Source organism: Corynebacterium bouchesdurhonense (assembly GCF_900078305.2).
In the GTDB taxonomy this organism is placed as follows: domain Bacteria; phylum Actinomycetota; class Actinomycetes; order Mycobacteriales; family Mycobacteriaceae; genus Corynebacterium; species Corynebacterium bouchesdurhonense.
In genome coordinates, this window is record NZ_LT546028.1 from 993990 (window position 1) to 1012549 (window position 18560).

Annotated in this window: 18 protein-coding genes; 13 read left to right on the forward strand and 5 right to left on the reverse strand. The window is 70.4% G+C overall.

Annotated elements, in window-relative coordinates:
* Positions 1–42: 42 nt before the first annotated feature.
* From BN4252_RS09470 to BN4252_RS09480, 3 genes are all read right to left on the reverse strand, one after another.
* Positions 43–1299 carry an ABC transporter substrate-binding protein gene (locus BN4252_RS09470; RefSeq protein WP_066529954.1) on the reverse strand — a complete coding sequence of 419 codons (1257 nt, stop codon included), beginning with the start codon at positions 1297–1299 and terminating at the stop codon, positions 43–45.
* A 94-nt stretch (positions 1300–1393) separates the two neighbouring features.
* Positions 1394–2056, reverse strand: coding sequence for a TIGR03089 family protein (locus tag BN4252_RS09475; protein WP_066529955.1), 663 nt, complete (start codon positions 2054–2056; stop codon positions 1394–1396).
* Positions 2057–2076: 20 nt separating this feature from the next.
* The gene (locus tag BN4252_RS09480) at positions 2077–3657 is read right to left on the reverse strand and encodes an LCP family protein (protein ID WP_066529963.1); all 1581 of its coding nucleotides are present in this window, start codon (positions 3655–3657) and stop codon (positions 2077–2079) included.
* A gap of 89 nt (positions 3658–3746) precedes the next feature.
* On the opposite strand from BN4252_RS09480, the gene BN4252_RS09485 reads away from it, so the two are divergent.
* The 3 genes from BN4252_RS09485 to BN4252_RS09495 all read left to right on the forward strand — a co-directional run bounded on the left by BN4252_RS09485 (position 3747) and on the right by BN4252_RS09495 (position 6333).
* The gene (locus tag BN4252_RS09485; RefSeq protein ID WP_066529974.1) at positions 3747–4670 is read left to right on the forward strand and encodes a glycosyltransferase family 2 protein; all 924 of its coding nucleotides are present in this window, start codon (positions 3747–3749) and stop codon (positions 4668–4670) included.
* A gap of 5 nt (positions 4671–4675) precedes the next feature.
* On the forward strand, positions 4676–5770 hold the full coding sequence (manB, locus tag BN4252_RS09490) for a mannose-1-phosphate guanylyltransferase (RefSeq protein ID WP_066529976.1): 1095 nt from the start codon (positions 4676–4678) through the stop codon (positions 5768–5770).
* 314 nt (positions 5771–6084) lie between these two features.
* On the forward strand, positions 6085–6333 hold the full coding sequence (locus BN4252_RS09495; RefSeq protein ID WP_187370955.1) for a WhiB family transcriptional regulator: 249 nt from the start codon (positions 6085–6087) through the stop codon (positions 6331–6333).
* A gap of 28 nt (positions 6334–6361) precedes the next feature.
* Here the strand turns inward: BN4252_RS09495 and BN4252_RS09500 are convergent, their stop codons facing one another.
* Positions 6362–6847 (reverse strand): metallopeptidase family protein, encoded by a 486-nt coding sequence (locus BN4252_RS09500; RefSeq protein WP_066529993.1) that lies wholly within the window; start codon positions 6845–6847, stop codon positions 6362–6364.
* A gap of 94 nt (positions 6848–6941) precedes the next feature.
* On the opposite strand from BN4252_RS09500, the gene BN4252_RS09505 reads away from it, so the two are divergent.
* From BN4252_RS09505 to manA, 4 genes are read left to right on the forward strand one after another with little or no spacing between them, the layout of a single operon-like run.
* Positions 6942–7433: a DUF3499 domain-containing protein gene (locus BN4252_RS09505; RefSeq protein ID WP_230208624.1), complete on the forward strand. Its 492-nt coding sequence runs from the start codon at positions 6942–6944 to the stop codon at positions 7431–7433.
* 10 nt (positions 7434–7443) lie between these two features.
* Positions 7444–8811 (forward strand): phosphomannomutase/phosphoglucomutase, encoded by a 1368-nt coding sequence (locus tag BN4252_RS09510; protein ID WP_066530008.1) that lies wholly within the window; start codon positions 7444–7446, stop codon positions 8809–8811.
* A gap of 10 nt (positions 8812–8821) precedes the next feature.
* Positions 8822–9844 (forward strand): hypothetical protein, encoded by a 1023-nt coding sequence (locus tag BN4252_RS09515; RefSeq protein WP_066530015.1) that lies wholly within the window; start codon positions 8822–8824, stop codon positions 9842–9844.
* 14 nt (positions 9845–9858) lie between these two features.
* Entirely contained in the window at positions 9859–11022 is a 1164-nt protein-coding gene (gene manA, locus BN4252_RS09520; RefSeq protein WP_066530019.1) for a mannose-6-phosphate isomerase, class I, read from the forward strand.
* Here manA and BN4252_RS09525 read toward each other — a convergent pair.
* The gene (locus BN4252_RS09525) at positions 11019–11675 is read right to left on the reverse strand and encodes a hypothetical protein (RefSeq protein ID WP_066530022.1); all 657 of its coding nucleotides are present in this window, start codon (positions 11673–11675) and stop codon (positions 11019–11021) included. The two genes, manA and BN4252_RS09525, sit on opposite strands and share 4 nt — an antisense overlap.
* 292 nt (positions 11676–11967) lie before the next feature.
* Between BN4252_RS09525 and BN4252_RS09530 the strand changes: the two genes are divergently transcribed.
* The 6 genes from BN4252_RS09530 to lpqB all read left to right on the forward strand — a co-directional run bounded on the left by BN4252_RS09530 (position 11968) and on the right by lpqB (position 18557).
* Positions 11968–12336 (forward strand): DUF4259 domain-containing protein, encoded by a 369-nt coding sequence (locus tag BN4252_RS09530; protein ID WP_066530025.1) that lies wholly within the window; start codon positions 11968–11970, stop codon positions 12334–12336.
* A gap of 114 nt (positions 12337–12450) precedes the next feature.
* Positions 12451–13905 carry an adenosylhomocysteinase gene (ahcY, locus tag BN4252_RS09535; RefSeq protein WP_066530029.1) on the forward strand — a complete coding sequence of 485 codons (1455 nt, stop codon included), beginning with the start codon at positions 12451–12453 and terminating at the stop codon, positions 13903–13905.
* Positions 13906–13909: 4 nt separating this feature from the next.
* Positions 13910–14515 carry a dTMP kinase gene (locus BN4252_RS09540; protein WP_066530031.1) on the forward strand — a complete coding sequence of 202 codons (606 nt, stop codon included), beginning with the start codon at positions 13910–13912 and terminating at the stop codon, positions 14513–14515.
* 12 nt (positions 14516–14527) lie between these two features.
* Positions 14528–15211 (forward strand): MtrAB system response regulator MtrA, encoded by a 684-nt coding sequence (mtrA, locus tag BN4252_RS09545; protein ID WP_066530034.1) that lies wholly within the window; start codon positions 14528–14530, stop codon positions 15209–15211.
* A gap of 78 nt (positions 15212–15289) precedes the next feature.
* A complete protein-coding gene (gene mtrB, locus BN4252_RS09550) occupies positions 15290–16867 on the forward strand; it encodes an MtrAB system histidine kinase MtrB (protein ID WP_392389929.1) in 1578 nt (525 codons plus the stop codon).
* The gene (gene lpqB, locus BN4252_RS09555) at positions 16848–18557 is read left to right on the forward strand and encodes an MtrAB system accessory lipoprotein LpqB (RefSeq protein WP_066530048.1); all 1710 of its coding nucleotides are present in this window, start codon (positions 16848–16850) and stop codon (positions 18555–18557) included. The genes mtrB and lpqB overlap by 20 nt, the downstream gene beginning before the upstream one ends.
* The last annotated feature ends 3 nt before the right edge of the window (positions 18558–18560 follow it).

An 18560-nucleotide genomic window follows, 5' to 3' on the forward strand; every position in this document is an offset into this window, starting at 1 on the left:
TGTATCCGTGGCGGGCGTGTTTTTCGGGCGTGTTGAGCGCCGTTACTGGGCCTGCTTGATGGCGGCGGCCATGTCGCGGGTGGCGTCGTCGACGCTCTTGCCGGAGGTCAGCGCCGCGTAGGCGTTGTCCTGCACTGCCTTCGAGATGGCCGGGTAGAACGGCGAGACCGGGCGCGGCTTCGCGTTCTCCAGGGACTCCTTCAGCGCCGGGAGGTAGGGGTACTTGTCGATGAGCTCCTTGTCGTCGTAGATCTTCGACAGCACCGGCGGGAAGGACGCCTCGGCGAAGGACATTTGGTTGTCCTCGTTGATGACGAACTCGATGAAGTCGCGCGCCGTGGCCTTGTGCTCGGAGTTCACGTTGATGCCGTTGTTGTAGCCGCCCAGGGTGGACACGCCCACGCCCTTCTCGCCCACCAGCGGCTGGACCTCGAAGTTTAGGCCGGCCTCTTCGGCGTTGGTGTACATGTAGGGCCAGTTGATGGCGAAGGCGGTGTCGCCGCCGGTGAAGGCCAGGTTGGTCTCCTCCTCGGTGGCGGCGGTGGAGGCGGGGGAGATGGTTTTGTCCTTGTATGCGTCGACAAGCGCCTGAAGCCCGGCCTTCGCCTCCGGGGACTCGACGGCGGGCTCGCCGGATGCGTCCAGCACCTCGCCGCCCCAGCCGTTGATAAAGCCGAGGGTGTTCACGGTCAGGCCCTCGTACTGCTTGAGCTGGGTGGTCAGGCAGTCCTTCTCGATGGCCTTGCAGGCGGACTTGATGTCCTCGAAGGTGTCCGGCTTGTCCTTGGCCAGGTCGGTGTTGCGGAACAGGAGCTGGCCGTTGGTGTTCTGCGGCAGGGCGTAGAGGGTGCCGTTGTAGGTGGCGGAGTCCACGGTGGACTGCAGCAGGCCCGAGGTGTCCACGGCCAAGTCGCCCTCGAGCGGCTCGAGCCACTGGTTGGCGGCAAAGTCCGCGGTCCACACCACGTCGAGCGCCATCACGTCGTAGTCGGCGTTGCCGGCCTGGAGGGACTGCACGAGGGTGTCGCGCTGGTCATCCGCCTCGCCGGCGAGCTCCTTCAAGGTGACCTGCTCGTCCGCGTGCTCGGCGTTCCACTTGTCGATGATCGGGATGATCTTGTCCGTGTCGTTGCGGCCCATGGCGAAGGTGATGGGGCCGCGGTCCGCGCCCGAGGCGGTGCTGCCGCCGGCCGCGTCGCCGTTGCCGCCGTCGCTCTCGTTGGAGCAGGCGACCATGGTGGTGGACAGTGCGAGGGCGCACAGAACGGCGCCGGTGCGGCGGGTGGTGTGACGGTTCATACTCAGACCTTTCCGTATCGGGGTTGGTTACAACATATTGGGCAACCCCGAAAGAAAACCTGGAAACTGTCCGTTTGCCCGACAACGGGGGTAATTAACCTTCGGTTAAGAAGCCCGTTACCTTCTCGGCCGCCGCGATCTCCTCAAGGCGCTCGGCTGGGCACAGGCCGGTGATAAGGACCACCGAGCCACCCGCCGCCAGCGGCGCGAGCACACCGCGCTCGAACTCGGCGGCGCTGCCCCACGGCGGAACCAGGTAGCGCTCGGCGCCGATCTCCGGCAGGGCGAAGCGGGCCAGGTCGGTGCTCGGGCCGTAGTACTGGTCGCCGTAGAAGCGCACGGTGGGGCCGAAGTCGACGGTGCCCTCGGGAAGCTGCCCGCCTGCCTCGACCACGCCGCGGCCGAACGGGTCGTCCGAGACCACCACGCAATCCGGCACCGCGGAGAACCGGCCGGCGGCCTCCGGCGTGGTGAAGATGACGGTGGGGGTGGCGAAGGGAGCGTCGAAAAGCGGAGAAAGCCCCGCGTTGTACGCGCCCAGCGCAATCACCGCGGACTGCCACGACGCGCCGAGGTCGATGCCCACCCGCGTGTCCGCGTCCGCCTCGAACTCCTCCACGAGCATGTTGGCTACCTTGTTCGCCCAGTTGTCCAGCGTCTGGGCCGAGAACTCCATCCGGGTGCCGCGGGCCTCGTCGTAGACGGTCAGGCGCGGGCTGGCCGGGTCGGTTCGCAGGAGCGGGGCGAGCATGTTCATGCCCGCCCAGCGTAGACCACTTAATTCACGCAACGCGGGCCCGTGCCGCCCGCGGTTATCTCCGGCGGGGTCTCCGCCACGCCGAAGTCCTCGCCCGGGGTGCCCACCGGTGCCGCCGTGGTGGTCGCGGCGGCGCTGGTCACGGCGGCGGGGCCGCGGTAGTCATCCGCCACGACCACGATGATGCTGCCGGGCTCGAGGTTCTGGTTGGCCGTGACCGGCAGGCCGCCGAGGCGCCCCGCCAGCTCCACCGCGGCCGGGTCCGTGGCCGTGGGGGCAACGATCTGGGACTGGGAGTAGATGCCCTCCATAGCGTTGGACACCTCCGCCACCGTCACCCCCATGGCCTTGAGGTGGTCACCCACCGCGCCGGCCTGGCCGGGGCGCCCGCCCGCGTTGAGCACGTACGCCTCCGCCGGCGCCAGTTCCGGCGCGGCCTCGGCCGCAGTGGTGGTCTCCGGGGCCTCCTCCACGGGCGCGACCACGCTTTCCATGTACTGGTGCACCTGGCCGACGTCCACGGTGATGATGGACTCGCCGTAATCGCCGACGCCGTTGACGGAGGTCACCGGGATGGTGGAGAACGTCACGTTGCCGCCAGCGAGGCCCGACATCTGCTGTGCGAACGCCATGATGTCCCACCCCTGGTCGAGCGTGACGGAGCGCTCGGCGGCGCTGGCGAGGTCGCGCAGTCGCGCGGGGTTGGTCAGCGTGCCCGCGGAGAGCACCTTCTGCACCAGCGATGCCATGTACGCCTGCTGGCGCACGATGCGGTCTAGGTCGCCGCGGGGCAGGTCGTGGCGCTGGCGCACGAAGGACAGGGCCTGCGCGCCGTTGAGGGTCTGCTCGCCCGCGGGGAAGTTCGCGCCGGACAGCGGCTCGTTGACAGCCTCGTTCAGGCAGACGTCCACGCCGCCCACCGCGTCGGTCATCAGCACAAACCCGAGCAGGCCCACCTGGGCGTAGTGGTCCACCTCCACGCCGGTTAAGTCCGCCACCGCGTCGATGAGCCCCTCCTGCCCCGCGCGCGCGACCTGCTGCTCGAGCTGCTTGCCGGGGTTCATGCCGCCCTCGGTGAGCTCGGCGCGCTTCGCCTCGGCGTGGGCGGCGTAGACGCCGTTGATTTTCAGGTTGCCGTAGTCCTCGGTGTGCACGTAGGTGTCGCGGGGGATGGACACGGCGGTGGCTCGGGAGCCGTCCTCCGGCACGCGCAAAACCATGATCGTGTCCGTATTAATCTCGCCGTCGGAGACGCCGGCGTTCAACCGCGCGAGTTCGGCCTCGGACAGGGGGTTGCCCTGGGCGTCGGTGCGCGAGTCGGAGCCGACGAGGAGGATGTCCACGGCCCCGTCGAGGGTGTCCTCGCCGCCGGTGCCGGCACCCTTGCCGGACTTGCGGGGGGAGGTGATGTGCAGGTCCGAGGCGCTGAGCTGATTGCCTAGCCTGCCGACGGCCGCGTACCCAACGCCACTGACAATGAGAATCAGTGCCGAGGCGAACGCCAGGGCGGACTTGACCACAGGGTGCCCGGACTGGCTGATATCGCGAACCCGGGAGGGGGCCGGCTGGATGTCGCGGGCGCGCCTGTAGTTGTCGGTCACAGCGGGTGAGTATACGGCACAGGTCAGGCGGGTTGAGCTGTCGCGGCGCGTTCGCGCGCGCCTGCCGGGCCGGGCCGTTTGCGCTGGGTATGCTGTGGCGCATTGTGACGAACGCTCAACATGTACCCGCCCCGCTCGCCGTGGTGGCGGTGACCTATTCGCCGGGGCCCCACCTGGGCGCCCTGCTCGACTCGCTCGAGGCGGCCACGCGGCAGCCGACGCTTATGGTGTGCGCCGACAACGGCTCCACCGACGGCGTGCCGCAGCGCGCGGCCGCCGAGCGCGAGGGCGTGGAGTTCATGGCGACGGGCGGCAACATCGGCTACGGCGCGGCCATCAACGCCGCCGCGGCTCAGCTGCGCGCGCGGCGCGGGCGCGGGGAGATCGACCAGGAGTTCTTCCTCATCGTCAACCCGGACGTCACCTTCACCCCAGGCAGCCTGGACGAGCTGCTGCGGTGCGCCCGCAGCGCCCCGCGCGCCGGGGCGGCCGGCCCGCGCATCGAGGAGGCGGACGGGTCGGCTTACCCCAGCGCCCGCGAACTGCCCAGCCTCATCACCGGCACCGGCCACGCCCTGCTGAGCGGCGTGTGGCCGTCGAACCCGTTCACCGCCAAGTACAAGGCCGGCGCGGACATGGACACGCAGCGCACCGCCGGGTGGCTCTCCGGCGCGTGCCTGCTGGTGCGGTGGGAGGCGTTCGACGCCGTCGGCGGCTTCGACGAGCGCTACTTCATGTACCTGGAGGACGTGGATCTGGGCGACCGCCTCGGCCGCGCGGGGTGGGACAACCTGTACTGCCCCTCCTCCGTCATCCTGCACGACCAGGGCCACGCCGCGAACAAGGCCTCCCGCGTCACCGTGCCGGCGCACCACGATTCCGCGTACCGGTACCAGCGCGACCGCCACCCGCGGTGGTGGCAGGCACCCTTGCGGCTGGCGCTGTGGGGCGGTCTGAAGGTAAGGGGCGCGGTCTCATTGGGGCGTCGACAAGCACATGCCCGAGAAAGGTGAAACGAATGGTTGAACACAACGCGGCGCGGGCCGCGGAGACGGACGCGGTGATCCTGGTCGGCGGGCAGGGCACGCGCCTGCGCCCGCTGACCGTCTCCACCCCGAAGCCGATGCTGCCCACCGCCGGGCACCCGTTCCTGAGCCACCTCCTGGCGCGCATCGCGGCGGCCGGGATGAAGCATGTGGTGCTGGGCACGTCGTACAAGGCGGAGGTGTTCGAGGAGTACTTCGGCGACGGCTCGGAGCTCGGCCTTGAGATCGAGTACGTGGTGGAGGAGGAGGCGCTGGGCACGGGCGGCGCGATCCGCAACGTGTACGACAAGCTGCGCTTCGACACGGCGATGGTGTTCAACGGCGACGTCCTTTCCGGCGCTGACCTGGGCGCGATCCTGCGCACGCACGCCGAGGGCGACGCCGACGTGACGCTGCACCTGGTGCGGGTGCCGGACCCGCGCGCGTTCGGCTCTGTGCCCACGGACGCCGACGGGCGCGTGCTCGCGTTCCTGGAGAAGACGGAGGATCCGCCGACGGACCAGATCAACGCGGGCTGCTACGTGTTCAAGCGCTCGGTGATCGCGGACATCCCGGCCGGCCGGGTGGTGTCCGTGGAGCGCGAGGTGTTTCCGGGCCTGCTTTCCGACGGAGCCCGCGTGCTCGGCCACGTCGATTCCTCCTACTGGCGGGACATGGGCCGGCCGAGCGACTTCGTGCAGGGCTCCTCGGACCTGGTGCGCGGCATCGCGTACTCGCCGTTGCTGGAGGGCAAGACGGGCGAGTGCCTGGTGGACCCGTCGGCGGGCATCGCCGGCGGCGTGATCCTGGTGGGCGGCACGGTGGTGGGGCGCGGCTCCATCGTGGGCGCGGGTTCGCGCATCGACGACTCGGTGATCTTCGACGGCGTGACCATCGAGCCGGGTGCCGTGGTGCGCAACTCCATCATTGCGGCGGGCGCGACCATCGGCGCGAACGTGCGGATGCAGGACTGCGTGATCGGCGAGGGCGCCACCATCGGGGCGCGCTGCGAGCTGCAGGGCGGGATGCGCGTGTGGCCGGGCGTGGCCATCCCGGATTCGGGAGTGCGTTTTTCGCCGGATGCATAAGCGACACGCGAAAACGGGAAACTAGTTGCTCCGGCGGGTTGCGCCCACAACATGTAGTACCCCCGCTACCCACCCCCGAAACGGCGGGCCTGAAACTGGTGTGACGCATGTGACGGGCCGCCTGGGAATCCGTCCCAAATGTTGCGCGATGCGGCCGTCGAGGTTGCGGCTATTTAGGGGCCCAGTGTTGAATCGCAAGCGTGTAAGTCGCAGCGGTGAGTCGCCGCGGCATCAGGGAAATGACGGCAACGGAGCAAGGAAGGGTGCGGACAATGGGCGATGACGCAATCCTCCGCGGCGCGGCCGCGGGAGGTATGACCCTGGACGAACTGTTCGGCACCGTTGAGCAGGAGTGGCAGGATCAGGCGCTGTGCGCCCAGACTGACCCGGAGGCCTTCTTTCCGGAGAAGGGCGGCTCCACCCGCGAGGCGAAGCGCATCTGCAAGGCCTGCGCGGTGCGAGACGAGTGTCTGGAGTACGCGCTCGAGCACGACGAGCGCTTCGGCATCTGGGGTGGCCTCTCCGACCGTGAGCGCCGCCGCCTGAAAAAGCAGCTCGGCTAGGGCTGCCCCGCGCGCTCACCGGTCCGGTTTACCAGGGGAAATCGGGGTTGATGTCGCTGGGGTCCAGGTTCAGGTAGTTGGCCACCAAGCCCGTCAGGATCCACTCCACCAGCTCGGCGCGCTCCTCGGTTGTGCGCGCCCGCTGCTCCACCGGGCGGCGGAACACTACCAGCCTGGCACGCGTCGGGTTGCCGAGCCGGTCCACGCCCGCGGCGAGTACGCGCCCCAGGGGCACGGGGCCGTCGGCCACCACCTCGTCCGGCAGCACCGCGGCGTCGGCCCGCAGGCGCATGCGGGGGATGGTGTCCACCGCCAAGTCCACGCCGGAGAGCTGCTCGAAGTAGGCGTTGTGCAGCGGCGCGTACATCTCTAGCACCAGCTGGTCGAACGCCATGGAGCGCGTGCGGTAACGGGGCACACCCACGGGCATCAGCGGGCCCCGGGCGCCGCGGCCGTGGCGGTCGCGGGCGGGCCTGAGGTGCAGCGGCTCGCCGCCGGGGGAGGGGGTGCGCATGGCGGTTGATCATAGGTCTGCGTGGCCGGGCGGAGGGTGGGGCGCGCCGCGTCGCGTCGCCAAAAACTCAACCTCGGGTTTAGACTTGCGAGTCGTGAGTACGTTCCGTCGTTGTTGCCGCCCGGGCTGCGGCCGCCCAGCTGTGGCCACGCTCGTGTACGCCTACGCGGAATCCACCGCGGTGATCGGCCCGTTGGCCCCCGCGCCGGATCCGCACGCCTGGGATTTGTGCGAGCGCCACTCCGCCCACATCACCGCCCCCGTGGGCTGGGAACTCGTGCGCGTGGAGCAGGTGGACATCACCGACGACGAGCTCGAGGCGATGGACGAGGAAGACCTCACCGCCCTCGCCCAGGCCGTGCGCGAGGCGGGCCGCGTGACCACCGGCCTGGTGGACACCTCGAAGGACCCGATCGAGTACGGCGCGGCGCACGACTTCAACGACCCGGAGACCTCCAACCACCCCGTGCACCGCACCAAGCGGGTGGAGGAGCAGGCGGCGGCGCAGAAGGCGGCGCGCCGCTCCCACCTGCGCGTGGTGCCGGAGCCGGGCGCAGAGCCGGGCACGGACCCGGGCGCGAACTAAGCTAGCCGGCATGGCAGCAACAGAACCAGACGTGCTTGACAAGGTCATCAAGGCCTACGACATCCGCGGCGTGGTCGGCGAAACCATCGACGCGGACTTCACCCGCCGCGCCGGCGCCGCGTTCGCGCACATCCTGCGCCGCGAGGGCGAGACCGCCATCGCCGTCGGCCACGACATGCGCCCCTCCTCCCCGGAGCTCGCGGCCGCGTTCGCGGAGGGCGCCGCGTCCCAGGGCCTGGACGTGATCGAACTTGGCCTGACCTCCACCGACGAGCTGTACTTCGCCGCCGGCACGCTAGCTTGCGCGGGCGCTATGTTCACCGCCTCGCACAACCCGGCCCAGTACAACGGCATCAAGCTGTGCCGCGCAGGTGCCACGCCGGTCTCCACGGACACGGGCCTCGCGGAGATCAAGCAATTGCTTGTCGACGCCCCCTTGGAGCCCGCGGCCGAGCAAGGGAGCGTCGAGAAGCGAAATGTGCTCCCTGATTACGCGGCGTTCCTGCGCCAACTGGTGCCAGTGCCCGCGAACCGCGCGCTGACGGTGGCGGTGGACGCCGCGAACGGCATGGCCGGGCTGACTGTGCCGGCGGTGCTGGCGGACATGGACATCCGCCCGCTGTACTTCGAGCTCGACGGCACCTTCCCCAACCACGAGGCCAACCCGCTCGACCCGAAAAACCTCGAGGACCTGCGGCGCTTCACCGTGGAGCAGGGCGCGGACATCGGGCTCGCCTTCGACGGCGACGCGGACCGCTGCTTTGTGGTGGACGAGCGCGGCGAGCCGGTGTCCCCCTCCGCGATCACGGCGCTGATTGCCGCGCGCACGCTGGAGCGCGAGCCGGGCGCGACCATCATCCACAACCTGATCACCTCCCGCGCCGTGCCGGAGACGGTGGAGGAGCTCGGCGGCACTGCGGTGCGCACGCGCGTGGGGCACTCCTACATCAAGGCGGAGATGGCGTCGCGCGGCGCGCTGTTCGGCGGCGAGCACTCCGCCCACTACTACTTCGCCGACTTCTTCAACGCGGATTCCGGCCTGGTGGCGGCGTTGCACGTTCTTGCGGCGCTGGCTGAGCAGGACGCGCCGCTCTCCGAGCTGATGGCACAGTTTGAGCGCTACGAAGCGTCCGGCGAGATCAACTCCGAGGTCTCCGACCAGGCCGCCGCCACCCAGCGCGTGCTCGACGCGTTCGCCGACCGCACCGCGCAGGTGGACCGCCTGGACGGCGTGACCGTCACCCTGCGCGACTCCAAGGCCTGGTTCAACGTGCGCGCCTCCAACACCGAGCCGCTGCTGCGTCTGAACGTGGAGGCGCCGACGCGCGCCGAGGTGGACGAGCTGGTGCGCGAGATCCTGGGGCTCATCCGCGCGTAGGCTCGCCGGCATGGACAACGCCAGCGAGTACTACGGAGGCGCGGGCCACTATGACCGCGAGACCGTCCGCTTCTTCGACGTCGCCCACGAGGGCGCCCAGCTACGGGCCGTCGGGGGTGCCGCGCCGCGGCTGGCGCGCCTGCGGGGGATGCAGCCGCGCTCGCTGGTGGTGGTGGGCACCGACCAGACCGCGCTCGCTGCCGCCCGCGCGAGCGTGGCGCTACAGGGCCCGCTAGAGCTGCCCGTGGTGGTCGCCGGCGCGCTGCCGGCCTACGTCGGCCCGCTGGATGTGGTGCTGTTCGCCGGCGACGCCGGTTCGCGCGAGGAGGACCTGCGCGGCTTGCTCACGGCCGCGGCCCGCGGGGCGGAGACGGTGCTCGCGGGTCCCGCCAGGGGGCTTTTGCTTGACGACGCACCCGCAGCCGCAACCGTCATCCCCGCCCTGCCCACCGCCGCCGGGCCCTCCCCGGCGCGGACAATGGCCGCCGTGGGCGCGGTGCTGGCCGCCCTGACGCACGACGCGGCCGTGATCGCCGAGCAGTGCGATCTGCTCGCAGACGCCGTGGACGAGGAGCTCGCCTCCCTGTCGCCCGAGCGCGACGCTGGCGTGAACCCCGCCCGCCAGCTGCGCGAGTTCGCAGAGGGCGCGCGAGTGCTACACTCCGGCGCTGGGCCCACCGGGGCCGCGGTTGCCGAGCTTGCCGCGCACCTGTGGTCGGCGCGCGGCATCCCGTCTGGCTACGTGCACCCGGAGGAGCTGGCGCTGGCCCTCGAGGATGCCGGAGGGACCGCTCCGGCCGGGCAGGACCTCTTCCACGACCCGTTCCTGGACGGGCCGCTGCAGCTGGTACCGTTGAAGACCGTTCTTTGGGCGCAGCGGGACACGGCTGCGCCCAACACGCGCGCCGAGGCGGTCGACGCGGCAGCTTCCGCGGGCGAGGCGGTGGAGGCGCTGCGCCTGGTGACGCGCGCCTTCGCCGCGACCGCGTTCCACGGCGGGTTCGACGGCGGGTTCGACGGCGCCGCGGAGTAGGAGGAGTGGAGTCAATGGAACACCTCGAGGGAGCCCTGCGCGCATACCCGTGGGGGTCACGCACCCTGCTCGCGCAGCTGCGCGGCACCGAGTGCCCCTCGGCGGCCCCGGAGGCGGAGCTGTGGTTCGGCGCCCACCCGGCGGCGCCCTCTTTGGTGGGCGGCCGGCCGCTGGACCAGGTCATCGCGCAGGATCCGGTGGCGGCCCTCGGCGAGCGCGTGGTGGCCGAGCACGGCGAGCAGCTGCCGTTTTTGGTCAAGCTGCTGGCGGCGGACGAGCCCCTGTCCATCCAGGCGCACCCGTCGAAGGAGCAAGCGGCCGAGGGCTTCGCCCGCGAGAACGCGCTGGGCATCCCGTTGGATGACCCGCGGCGCAACTACAAGGACCCGAACCCAAAGCCTGAGCTGATCATCGCGCTCACCCCGTTCCGCGCCCTGGCCGGATTCCGGCCGCCGCAGCGCACCCGCCAGCTCTTCGAGTCCTTGCCCGGCATTGAGCGCTACGCCGCGATGTTCGACCCGCAGCAGCCGGGTGAGAGCCTGCGCGCGGTGTTCACCACGCTGATCTCCCTGCCAACCGGGCTGCGCCTGGAGCTCCTGGACGAGGTCGCGGCGTCGGCCGAGTCCCTGCGCGCGGGTGCCGCGGAGGCGTGGATGCGCGACGCCGCCGAGACCTTCCTACAGCTGGCGGAGCGCTACCCCGGCGACGTGGGCGCGCTCGCGGCGCTGATGCTCAACGTGGTGTCGCTGCAGCCGGGCGAGGCGCTGTTCCTGGCCGCCGGCCGCCCGCACGCCTACCTGTCGGGGCTCGGCGTGGAGGTCATGGCCAACTCCGACAACGTGCTGCGCGGGGGCCTAACTTCCAAGCACGTCGACGTGCCGGAGCTGGCCCGGGTGCTGCAGTTCGCCGCGCTGGAGGACCCGGAGGCGCCGCGCACCCAGTCGGGCTCCACCACGGATTTTGACGTGCCGGGCGAGTACTTCCGCGTCAGCAGGCACCACCTCGGCGCGGGGGAGGCGCTGCGCGCCGACTGGGACGGGCCCGCCGTGGTGCTGTGCACCGCCGGCGGCACCGCCGAGCTCTCCCCGGGCCAGGCCGTGTGGATCCCGGCCTCCGACACCGCCGCAAACCTCACCGCGGGCGAGGCCGGCGCAGACCTGTTCTACGTGCGCGTTTAGGGCGCCCCGGCGCCGGCTGCCTCGCGCTCCGGCTGCGGCACCGCCGTCTGCTCCGTTGCCGGAGTGGGCTCGGACGGCTCCGTCGGGGACTGCTCGGAGGTGGCCGGGGGCTCGGCGCCCGGCTTGGATGTCGGCTCGGATTCGCTGGTAGCCGGCGACGCGGTAGGCGCTGATGACGGCACAGTCGCGGAGCCGGTGGGGCGCGTGGTCCTCTCCGTGGCCGCGGGGTCGTCGGAGCCGGTAGCGGTGCCCGCGGCGGCGCCGGCGGCGGTGGCGGTTGCGGACGACGCGGTCGCGGGCAGCACGTTCGTCGGCCGGTACACGGTTCCCGGTGCCGGGTCCGCGGACGGCTTGGGCGCCGCCATCACGGCGTGCGGTGGGGCCAGCGGATCCGCCTCAACCCGGTAGCTCGGGTTGGCCGCGCCGGTGGCCTGGGCGAGGACGTCCTCGCCGCCGCGCTCCGGGGTGTCGGCGGCGCTCGCCGGTGCGGTGGCGCGCTTGGAGCTGGGTGGCGCCGTGGTGGTGGTGGTTCGCGCTGGCGCGGTGGTGGAAGATTCGGGGACGGTGTAGCCGGCCGTCGCGGCGTGCTCGGGGCTGGACGCATTCCACACGGCGATACCAACCATGAGGGCCACGGCGAGCCCGACCGCCATAAATAGGATCGCTCCCCGTTGGTTCTGCCGCACGCCGCTCACCTCCGCCCTTCTAGTAGCGCTGGGATAGTCACGTTTTGATAACAGCACGCGTACGCCCTGTTTATAACATGAATCGAGGCTCAAACAAAGGCCAGAACGGACAAAGTTTGCGCGGTTTGTACGCGTGTCGGCATCTTGCGGGCAGCCGTGTGCCAGCGCTGTGCCAGTGCGCGTCTCGCGCCGCTGTAAACAGGCGTATATAAAGCTCGTAAGAGAGTATGCACGCACAACCCATGAAAGGGGCACCCCGATGAGCACGTGGGACCGGGAGATCTTCTCCGCCGATGAGAACGCCGACTTCCTCGACGAGCTGGCGCAGCTCGAGCCGGAGGAGGTGCTGGAGGCGGTGAACGACGCGGTGCTGCTCGCCGCGGACGGCGCCAGCGCCAGCGAGGAGGAGACGCTCAACGGCCGGGCGGCTGCCACCATCGCCGCTATCTGGTCGGGCGCGCCGTTCTCCGCGGGCGAGATCGCCGACGCCTACCCCTTCATCCGCTCCAACCCGGGCGAGATCAGTGAGCAGCTCTCCGAGGCCGCGGCCGCAGTGCTCGAGGCCGCGCAGGCCGACGGCACGGACGCAGCCGAGGATATCGACCAGTTCCTCGAAGCCCTCGCCTAACCGGCCAGCTACGGCCAGCGACAGCCAGCTACAGTGGGTGCGGTCAAGGCCGCGCCCGCATTGGCGCGCCCGGAAAACGCATGAGCGAACCAGTAACCCCAGGAGGCGGTACCAATGGCGGACCAGCAGGCCGAGCAGGCCCAGTACAAGATCGCGGACATCTCACTGCACGAGTCCGGCCGCAAGCAGATCGAGCTCGCGGAGTACGAGATGCCCGGGCTGATGGCGTTGCGCGAGGAGTACGCCGCGGAGCAGCCGCTGCGGGGCGCGCGCATCGCCGGCTCGATCCACATGACCACCCAGACCGCGGTGCTGATTGAGACGCTCACCGCGCTCGGTGCGGAGGTGCGCTGGGCGTCGTGCAACATTTTCTCGACGGAGGATGCGGCGGCGGCTGCGGTGGTCGTCGGCAAGCAAGGCTCCGCCGAGCGCCCGCAGGGCGTGCCCGTCTTCGCCTGGAAGGGTGAAACCCTGGACGAGTACTGGTGGTGCCTGCGCCAGGTGTTCGACTGGGGCGACGGCGTGTACCCGAACATGATCCTGGACGACGGCGGCGACGCCACCATGGCCGTGATCAAGGGCACCGAGTTTGAGAAGGCCGGTGCCGTGCCGCAGCCGCAGGAGGGTGACTCGGACGAGCAGATCGCGTTCTTCAACATGCTGCGCGAGGTGCTGGCGGAGGACAACACCCGCTGGACCACCACCGCGCGCGAGGTCAAGGGCGTGACGGAGGAGACCACCACCGGCGTGCACCGCCTCTACCACTTTGCCAAGGAGGGCCTGCTGCCCTTCCCGGCCATGAACGTCAACGACGCGGTGACCAAGTCCAAGTTCGACAACCGCTACGGCACCCGCCACAGCGTCATCGACGGCATCAACCGCGCCACCGACGTGCTCATCGGCGGCAAGCGCGCGCTGGTGTGCGGCTACGGCGACGTGGGCAAGGGCGTCGCCGAGGCGCTGGACGGCCAGGGCGCGATCGTGTCCGTGACGGAGGCTGACCCGATCAACGCGCTGCAGGCGCTCATGGACGGCTACCAGGTGGTCACCGTGGACGACGCGATCGCAGACGCGGACATCGTGATCACCGCCACCGGCAACCTGGGCATCATCACCTTCGACCACATGCTGCAGATGAAGGACCACGCCATTTTGGGCAACATCGGTCACTTCGACAACGAGATCGACATGCACTCGCTGCTGCACCGCGACGACGTCACGCGCACCACCGTGAAGCCGCAGGTGGACCTGTTCGACCTGCCCAGCGGCAACTCGATCATCGTGCTGTCCGAGGGTCGCCTGCTCAACCTGGGCAACGCCACGGGCCACCCGTCCTTCGTCATGTCCAACTCGTTCGCGGACCAGACCATCGCACAGATTGAGCTGTTCACCAACGGCGCGGAGTACGACAACGAGGTCTACCGCCTGCCCAAGATCCTGGACGAGAAGGTCGCGCGCATCCACGTCGAGGCGCTCGGCGGCACGCTCACGGAGCTGACCAAGGAGCAGGCCGAGTACATCGGCGTTGACGTGGCCGGCCCGTTCAAGCCCGAGCACTACCGGTACTAGGCGCATGATCATCGCAGTTGAGGGGATCGACGGTGCCGGGAAGCACACGCTTGTCGACGCAACCTTGCAGCGCATTCCCGCAACCACCCTCGCCTTCCCGCGCTACGCGGACTCCGCCGCGGCCCAGCTCGCGCAGGCGGCCCTGCACGGCAAGATGGGGGACATGGCGGACTCGGCCTACGCCATGGCCGCCATGTTCGCGCTGGACCGCCACGGCGCCGCCGACGTGCTGCGCGGGTACGCGGGTGATCCGGAGCGCACCCTGATCCTGGACCGCTACTGCGCCTCGAACGCGGCCTACACCTGGGCGCGCACCGGCGACGAGGCGGCGCTTGCGTGGGTGGAGGACCTCGAGTTCGGCCGCCTCGGCCTGCCGCGTCCGGATCTGCAGGTGCTGCTGCCCACGCCGCCGGGGGTGGCGGGTGAGCGGGCGGAGCGTCGGGAAGCAACTGATGCGCAACGAACCCGCGACCGCTACGAGCGCGACGACGCGCTGCAGCGCGCCACCTCCGAGGCGTACGCCGAGCTCGCGCGGCGCGGCTGGGCGGGCCGCTGGGTGGTCACGAGCGATCCGGCGGTTATCATCGATACCATTCGTAGCCTTGCGTAGAGGAGGAGCGCCATGCCGCCGAGGATCCTGGTCGTCGACGATGACCCCGCCATCAACGAGATGCTCACGATCGTGCTCGAGGCGGAGGGCTTCGCCACCGAGTCGGTGACCGACGGCGCCGAGGCGGTCGGCGCCTTCCGCTCGTACAACCCGGATCTGATCCTGCTCGACCTCATGTTGCCGGGCATGAACGGCGTGGACATCTGCCGCGAGATCCGCAAGGAATCCGCCGTGCCGATTGTCATGCTCACCGCGAAAACCGACACGGTGGACGTAGTGCTGGGACTGGAGTCCGGGGCGGACGACTACATCACCAAACCCTTCAAGCCGAAGGAGCTCGTCGCCCGCATCCGCGCCCGCCTGCGCCGCACCGATGAGGACCCGGCCGAGGTGCTCACCATCGGGGACCTGAAGGTGGACGTGCCGCAGCACATGGTCACCCGCGACGGGGAGGAGATCGCGCTCACCCCGCTCGAGTTCGACCTGCTGTTGGAGATGGCGCGGCGCCCCAACCAGGTGCACACCCGCGAGGAGCTCTTGGAGAACGTGTGGGGCTACCGCAACGCATCCGACACGCGCCTCGTCAATGTGCACGTGCAGCGGCTGCGCTCAAAGATCGAGCGCGACCCGGAGAACCCGGAGATCGTCCTCACGGTGCGCGGCGTGGGGTACAAGACGGGTAAGTCGGGGGTGTAACTCCTGGGGTTCAACCGCGTCCGGCAGGCGGGCGAGCGCGCCGCCGAGTCTTGGCGCACCTCGCTGCAGGTGCGGTTCGTGGGCACCGTGCTGCTGGTGTCTGCGGTGGTGATGCTGGTGCTCGGCTTCACGCTGGCCACCGTGGTCTCGCAGCGCATCGCGCAAACGAAGATCGACGCCGCCAGCGCGGAGATCGACCGGGCCCGCATGGTGGTGCAGGAGGCGATCGACACCAGTAGCCCCAACTCCTCCCTGCAGGCCCGGCTGAACTCGGCGCGCGCGAGCCTGACCCAGCGCGCCCAGCAGGGCTCGGACGTGGCCAACGTGTACGAGCCGGTGCTGCTGGTACAGAGCTCGCTGGGCGTGACCACCTCTTCGCCGGAGTCCTACCGCGTGCCGGAGCAGCTGGTGGAGTACGTCACGCAGGGCAACGTGGCCTACCAGTTCGCGGTGGTGCAGCGCCCCGACGGCACCCCGTACAACGCGCTGATCATCGGCACGCCCACCGACTCGGACGTACCGAACCTGCAGCTCTACCTCGTGACCAACATGGACAACGAGGCCTCCACGCTGGCGCTGATGCGCGGCCTGTTGGCCTCGGCGGCGCTGATCGTGATCGTGCTGCTGGTGGGCATCGCGTGGCTGGCCTCGCAGCAAATCGTGGCGCCGGTGCGCTCCGCTTCACGCACAGCGGAGCGCTTCGCCGCCGGCCACCTCCGCGAGCGCATGCCCGTGGAAGGCGAGGACGAGATGGCGGTTTTGGCCATGTCCTTCAACAACATGGCCGACAAGCTTTCCCGCCAGATCAACCAGCTGGAGGAGTACGGCGACCTGCAGCGCCAGTTCACGTCCGACGTCTCCCACGAGCTGCGCACCCCGCTGACCACGGTGCGCATGGCCGCGGACATGATCGCCGCGGACCAGGAGTCCCTCGACCCGGCCGCGCGGCGCGCCTCGGAGCTGATGACGCGCGAGCTCGACCGCTTCGAGGCCCTGCTGACGGACCTGCTGGAAATCTCGCGCCACGACGCCGGCGTGGCGGACCTTGCCAGCACGGTCATGGACGTGCGCGCGCCGATCGAGTCGGCGTGGGCGCAAACCCGCCACCTCGCCGAGGAGCTCGACGTGGCCGTGGAGTTCGACATCCCCGCCGAGCCGGTCTCGATCGAGGGGGACCCGCGCCGCATCGAGCGCATCGTGCGCAACCTCATCGCCAACGCCATCGACCACTCCGAAGGCAACCCGGTTGCGGTCGGGCTCTACCAAAACGAGGAGGCGGTGGCCGTGACCGTGACGGATTGCGGCGTGGGGCTCAAGCCCGGCCAGGAGGAGCTGGTGTTCAACCGGTTCTGGCGCGCCGACAAATCCCGCAAGCGCCACTCCGGCGGCACCGGGCTGGGCCTGGCCATCGCCAGGGAGGACGCGCAGCTGCACCGCGGCACCCTGGACGCGGCGGGCGTGCCCGGCGTGGGCTCGCAGTTCCGCCTGGTGCTGCCGCGCCACCCCGGGGAGGGCTACGCGCACGCCCCGGTGGAGCTGGTGGCGCCGGGGGAGCCGGACGAGGTGGCCGAAGCACGCGCCCAGCTGGAGGGCGCGGACGAGGTGGTCGCGGATGTGGAGTGTGAGGGTGAGGCGGATGGCGTCGAAAAGCAATAAGCCCCTTGCGGCGGCGTGCGCGCTCGCGGTGAGCCTGGCCGCGGGATGCGCGAGCCTGCCGTCGAACTCGGACCCGCACGTGCTGCGGCAGTACAACCCGGAGGCGGCGTCCGCGCCGGTGATCACCCCGGAGGCGGGCCGCGAGCCGGACCTTCTGCTGCGCGACTTCTACTCCGCCACGGCGATCCCGTCCGCGGACTACGAGGCCGCGCGCGCGTTCCTCACCCAGCAGGCGGCCGCGGCCTGGGACCCCTCGGGGGACATGCTGGTGGTGGATCGCATAGGCGTGACCACCCTGCCGGGCGGCACCGCGGCGCGCCGAAAATTCTCCGTGCACGGCACCGTGGTGGGTGCGCTGGGCACCGGCGGCGCGTACCGCCCGGAGCGCGGCACGTACGAGGCCACCATCGAGCTGGAGCAGTCGGGCGGGGAGTGGCGCATCTCCTCGTTGCCCGCGGGTGTGGTGCTCGAGCGCACCGAGCTGCGCAACCAGTACCAGCCCTACAACCTCTACTTCTTCGACGCGCAGGGCCGGGAGCTGGTCACCGACCGCCGCTGGGTCTACTCGCGGCGCGAGACGCTGCCGAGCGCGCTGATCTCCCTGATCATGGAGGGCCCGGCGCAGCGCCTGCAGCCGGCCGTGTCCAGCATCCTGCCGGCGGGCGCGTCCTACACGGGCCTGCAGGACGGCGCGTACACGTTCTCCGGCTTCGGCGGGGTGAGCGAGCCGGACCGGCAGCGCTTCGCGGCGCAGGTGGTGTGGACCCTCGCGTCCGCCGGCATCACCGGACCGTTTACGCTCAAAGCCGACGGCGCGCCGCTGCTCGTGGACGCGCAGACGCTCGGCACCGACGACTTTGTCGAGCTCAGCCCGCTCGTGCAGGCCGCGGGCGAATCCACGCTTTTTTCGCTTGCCGACGGCCACGTCTCCCGCGTCGAATCCGCAAGCCCCACCGCGGTTGCCGGGGAGCTCGGCGCCTCCGGCGACGTGCAGTCCGCCGAGATCACCAACGAGGGCACCTGGGCCGCGGTGTTCAAGGAGGAGCAGGGCGCGTCGCTTCGCGCCGGGGAACTCGGCGGGGCCGCCCGGGAGCTGCAGCGCGCCGAGACGTTCACCCGCCCGTCCGTCGAGCCCGAGGCCAACGCGGTGTGGACGGTGGCGGACGGCACCCGCATCCTGCGCAGCGTGCAGTCCAGCGCCACCGGCGAGCTGACCACGGCCGAGATCGCCGCGGAGCTGCCGGAGGGCGTGCACGGGAACATCTCCGTGCTGCGTCTTTCGCGCTCCGGGGCGCGGGTGGTGATGGTCATCGACGGCCACCTCTACACCGGCATTGTGGAGCGCCGTACCCCCGGCGAGCGCGCCGTAGTTGGCGTGCAGGAGTACGCCCAGGAGCTCGGCGGCACGGTGGTGGCCGCGGACTGGCAGCCGGACGGCTCGCTGATCGTGGGCACCTCCAGCTCCGCCTCGCCAGTGCTGCGGGTGGAGCAGGACGGCTCCTCCACCACCGTGCTGTCCGTGGGCAACATCTCCGCGCCGGTGGTTGCGGTGGCCGCGTCGCCGACCATGCTCTACGTCACCGACGCCAACGCGGTGCTGCAGCTGCCTGCCGCCGGAGCGGACAACCCGCTGTGGCGCGAGGTGCCCGGGCTGGAGGGCGTGCGCTCGGTGCCCATCCTGTCCACTTAGGCG

Bases quoted from the DNA above. Each gene is read 5' to 3' on its own strand.
- ahcY (WP_066530029.1), top strand. From the start codon at position 12,451: ATGGCGGACCAGCAGGCCGAGCAGGCCCAGTACAAGATCGCGGACATC.
- lpqB (WP_066530048.1), top strand. From the start codon at position 16,848: ATGGCGTCGAAAAGCAATAAGCCCCTTGCGGCGGCGTGCGCGCTCGCG.
- BN4252_RS09540 (WP_066530031.1), top strand. From the start codon at position 13,910: ATGATCATCGCAGTTGAGGGGATCGACGGTGCCGGGAAGCACACGCTT.
- BN4252_RS09530 (WP_066530025.1), top strand. From the start codon at position 11,968: ATGAGCACGTGGGACCGGGAGATCTTCTCCGCCGATGAGAACGCCGAC.
- BN4252_RS09500 (WP_066529993.1), bottom strand. From the start codon at position 6,847: ATGCGCACCCCCTCCCCCGGCGGCGAGCCGCTGCACCTCAGGCCCGCC.
- manB (WP_066529976.1), top strand. From the start codon at position 4,676: ATGGTTGAACACAACGCGGCGCGGGCCGCGGAGACGGACGCGGTGATC.
- BN4252_RS09510 (WP_066530008.1), top strand. From the start codon at position 7,444: ATGGCAGCAACAGAACCAGACGTGCTTGACAAGGTCATCAAGGCCTAC.
- BN4252_RS09470 (WP_066529954.1), bottom strand. From the start codon at position 1,299: ATGAACCGTCACACCACCCGCCGCACCGGCGCCGTTCTGTGCGCCCTC.
- BN4252_RS09495 (WP_187370955.1), top strand. From the start codon at position 6,085: ATGACCCTGGACGAACTGTTCGGCACCGTTGAGCAGGAGTGGCAGGAT.
- BN4252_RS09475 (WP_066529955.1), bottom strand. From the start codon at position 2,056: ATGAACATGCTCGCCCCGCTCCTGCGAACCGACCCGGCCAGCCCGCGC.
- manA (WP_066530019.1), top strand. From the start codon at position 9,859: ATGGAACACCTCGAGGGAGCCCTGCGCGCATACCCGTGGGGGTCACGC.
- BN4252_RS09515 (WP_066530015.1), top strand. From the start codon at position 8,822: ATGGACAACGCCAGCGAGTACTACGGAGGCGCGGGCCACTATGACCGC.
- BN4252_RS09525 (WP_066530022.1), bottom strand. From the start codon at position 11,675: ATGGCGGTCGGGCTCGCCGTGGCCCTCATGGTTGGTATCGCCGTGTGG.
- BN4252_RS09485 (WP_066529974.1), top strand. From the start codon at position 3,747: ATGCTGTGGCGCATTGTGACGAACGCTCAACATGTACCCGCCCCGCTC.
- mtrA (WP_066530034.1), top strand. From the start codon at position 14,528: ATGCCGCCGAGGATCCTGGTCGTCGACGATGACCCCGCCATCAACGAG.